Source organism: Desulfococcus sp. (assembly GCF_050178255.1).
Taxonomy (GTDB): Bacteria; Desulfobacterota; Desulfobacteria; order Desulfobacterales; family Desulfococcaceae; genus Desulfococcus; species Desulfococcus multivorans.
The window spans coordinates 1-3,880 of sequence record NZ_JBFXGG010000148.1; the positions used below are offsets into that span (position 1 = coordinate 1).

3 protein-coding genes are annotated in these 3,880 nt (G+C 51.7%); all 3 read right to left on the minus strand.

What is annotated here, in order from left to right; all coding sequences use genetic code 11:
• Nucleotides 1–631, minus strand: a 631-nt coding sequence (locus AB7S84_RS15920; protein WP_428155697.1) for a hypothetical protein, incomplete at its 3' end; no start/stop codon positions are given.
• A gap of 382 nt (nt 632–1,013) precedes the next feature.
• Entirely contained in the window at nt 1,014–2,360 is a 1,347-nt protein-coding gene (locus AB7S84_RS15925) for a sigma-54-dependent transcriptional regulator (protein WP_020878024.1), read from the minus strand.
• Nucleotides 2,341–3,880: two-component system sensor histidine kinase NtrB (locus AB7S84_RS15930; RefSeq protein ID WP_020878023.1), on the minus strand; the 1,540-nt coding region annotated here is incomplete at its 5' end. The genes AB7S84_RS15925 and AB7S84_RS15930, both read right to left, overlap by 20 nt.

Genomic DNA, 3,880 nt, shown 5'->3' on the forward strand with positions numbered 1-3,880 from the left:
GTTCGAACCGTTTGATGATTATCGCCAGAATGGCCATCAATACGAGAAGGATGCCGGCAGCACCGAAATGGGCTATGGCATAGTTGCGTTGGTTTTGTTCGGCAATGGTTCTAAGATATGTTTCCATCTCAAAGAGACAGGCCAACAGGGCGTTGAAATCTTCACGGTTTTCGAGCGCCGAAACGGTGGCGTCCAGGCCGTTTCGATGGGCCGATATCATGTGTCGGGTGGACGTCTTGTATCGGGCCAGCCTCATATTCAGCGTCGCCAACTGTTTTTCAATTGATGATCCCGGATGGGTGAGGATCGGATGACCGCTTTTTTTACGCGTGACGCACAGGCGCTCAAAATACCATATTGCCTGGTCCAGGTATTTCCATATGCTTTCAACGCGGTTTTCGGTTTGACGGTTCAGAATGGTATCGATCGAGAGCCTCGCGTTGGTCGCTTCGAGCTGAATTTCATGAAGCGCGATGATGAGAGGGGTGTCGACGCGCTGCACCCTTACCCCAACCTGAAAGCCGTACATCACCAGGCCCGAAAAAATGACCATGACCATCCCTGCCAGCAGATAAATCCGCCGAATGGAAACGAATGCGGTGTTACGGGGGTGAGCGGGCGTCGGTTCCAAAGCTCTCTTCCGTCAATTCCAGAATGAATGACATCGCCTTGTCGATGTGGATGCCGCCAATGAACTCCGATCGATAGGGTTTACCGGTATCCAGGGCGGAAGTCCGCAAAAAACGTGCAGTGAACGCAGACCATCCTGACGATCACCTCTGCATTCCGGCATTAAGTTGTCATACTATACGATAATGAGGGGGGATTGCAAGCGATGGAATCCTATCCATTTGTTTTCTGGCGGAGAATCCGGCCATACGGCCGATCGCCGTTTTTTGCGCCTGTTTTTCAACGGTCCGAAACGGCTGTCGTCGTTCGGGTTGAATGACGTCTGCTGTCGATGTCGCGGTGAGAGCGGTGCAGACAATATCGGCTGATGTGTTCAGCCGGCCTTATTTGTAGCCGTATTGGTTCAGTTTTTTCCGCAATGTCGGCCTGCTGATCCCCAGCGTTCGGCAGGCTTTCCCCAGATGCCCCTGTTTGATCTTGAGCACCTGAAGAATATGCTCCTTTTCCACCTCGGCCAGGGTTTTTTCCGATGGCTCCTGAACAGCATCGACACCGGTTTCGGAGATGGCGTTCAGGATATCCTCCCGGGTAAGTACCGGCGATTTTGTCAGCACCGCCGCCCGGATAAGACTGTTTTCCAGTTCCCTGACATTGCCGGGCCACGCATAGCTTTCCAATAGTTGCCTGGCACCTGACGTTATTGTTTTAATCGGCATTTGGTGCTTATGTCCGATCTTTTTCAAAAAGTAGTTCGCCAACAGGGAGATGTCGGACCGCCGATCGCGAAGAGGCGGCACATAGATGGTTACCACGCGGAGTCGGTAAAAAAGATCCGATCTCAATCGGCCGTTCGAGGCCATTTTGGCCAGGTCTAAATTGGTGGCGGCCAATATGCGGGCATCGGATTGCAGGACTTTGCTGCCGCCAACCCGGATGAATTCCTTCTCGTGAAGAAATCTCAACAGCTTGCTTTGCAGCCGCAACGGCATTTCTCCGATCTCGTCGAAGAAGATCGTGCCCTCTCCGGCCAACTCCAGGGTTCCCTTGCGGGTGACGTCCGCGCCGGTGAAAGCGCCTTTTTCATATCCGAAGAGTTGACTTTCGGTCAGGGTGTCCACCAGTGTGGAACAATCCACCACCATGAACGGATGGTTTTTCCAGGCGCCCTGATAATGGATGGTTCTTGCAATGACTTCCTTGCCCGTACCGCTTTCTCCCTGAATCAGGACCGTGACCTTGGAATCTGAAACCATGGCGATTTTTTTGAACACTTCCTTCATCGGCTGGCTTTTGCCGACGATATATGGGGTCTTTCCATCAGATGGGGCGGCAACGCCTTGCTTTTGGGGAGGATCCTGATGGGTGCGGGCACGGTTGATCTTGTCGAACCGATTCAATGCGCTGTCTATTTCATTGATATCGATAGGTTTGTGAATGAAATCGAAAGCGCCCAACTTGATGCAGTTGATCGTGTTTTCCATATCCTGAAAGGCCGTGACGATGATGACCTGGGTGGCGGGCATATCATTCCGCAGTTTTTTCAGAATGATCTGGCCGTCCATATCCGGCAGCTTCAGATCCAGAATCACGAGAGAAGGCCGTTCCCTGAAAGCCGTTTTCAAGCCTTCTTTTCCGGTCAGCGCGGTATATACCTTGCATTTGCGCTGTTCCAGAAAAAACCTCATGGAGTCCAACAGGGACGCCTGGTCATCAATGATGAGCACTCGCATGATCTTTGTCTTCCTCAACCGGCAGGCAGAGATAGAAATTCATGCCGCTCCGGCGATTGATCGCGGCCCGGACAGATCCGCCGTGAGCCTCGATGATCTTTTTGACGTTATGAAGCCCCAGGCCCGTTCCCATGGCCTTCTGGCTGAACATCGGGTCAAAAAGATAGGGCAGCATTTCTTTGGGCAATCCCGGACCCTGATCCGCCACCAGTATTTCGACCCATTCCTTTGAATGTTGTTTCAAGCGGCGGACGATAATGGTCAGTTTCCCACCGGAAGGCTGGGCTTCAACCGCGTTGAACAGCAGGTTCAGGAGCGCCTGTTCCAATCGATGGGGGTCCGCATTTATCGTCTCGATACGGCGACTGATTCTCAAGAGCACGGATACCTGGTTCTGGGTGATGCGCCGGTGCATACTCTTCAGGCAAAGATCCAGCAGCGTTCTGATATTCACCGATCGATAGGAGAGCCTCAACGGAAATCGGATATTCATCATTTCCTGCAGGCTTTTTTCGATCTGGTTCACTTCGGTAAGGCTGGCCTCTACGAGACGAAGCCGTTCCGGGGGCAGCTCCATCAGCAGAAAAAGCTGCAGATTCATTCGCACGGTCGACAACGGATTTCTCACGTCATGGGCAATCGAAGCCGCCTGAAGAGACAAGGCCTTGAGTTTTTCCATTTCCCGATTCTTTTTTTCCAGCTCTATCCGCTCACTGATATCCCGGCAAATGCCGATATTGGCCATTCGGCCTTCGAATACATTCTGGTTCGCCATGATTTCAGTGGGAAGCTGTTCACCATTTTTACAAAGCCGCCGGTACTCGATTCGAGCGGGCGCCACTCCGGGCTTGAGGCACAGTTCATACGCCTGCCGAATTTTTTCCTTGTGGTCATCCGCCACGAAGTTCAGATAATCTGTCTGAAGCACCGCTTCATGATCATATCCATGCATCTCTGCAAAAGAACGGTTCGCAAAAACGATTCGACCTTCAATCAAGACCAGGAAGCCTTCGTTAATATTCTCGACGAGGGTCATATATTTTTTTCTGGATTCGGAGAGCTCATGGGTACGGATCTCGATTTCTTTTTCGAGAATTTTCGTGTGATCACGCATGAAACGGTCATGGATGCTCTGGAAGTATTCCGAAAACTGGGTGATCGCATAAACCATGCAGGTGTGAAGCTTCATCAGCAAAGGCTTCCGCTCTCCCGGGTCGATTTCTGAAAATACGAGCGGGATCAGGGTTTCTCTGTAGAACTCAAAGGCTTTTTGAACCTCCGATACCTTATAGCCCTCTTTGAATCGCTGTCGTGCGATCATCGTAATAAAGGCCTTGAGGTCGGTCCAGTCGTCGGAAACTATCACGCGACGAAAGGCCAGGGCTGCGGCGTTCATGCGATGTTTAAGATCCTCGGCCGGCTCGTTGTGATATCGGATCGACAGGTCACGGTATACCGTGTCGAACCATGTGCTGACGATCTGTTCATGACGCTGATGGAAGAACTGTCTGACATCCATG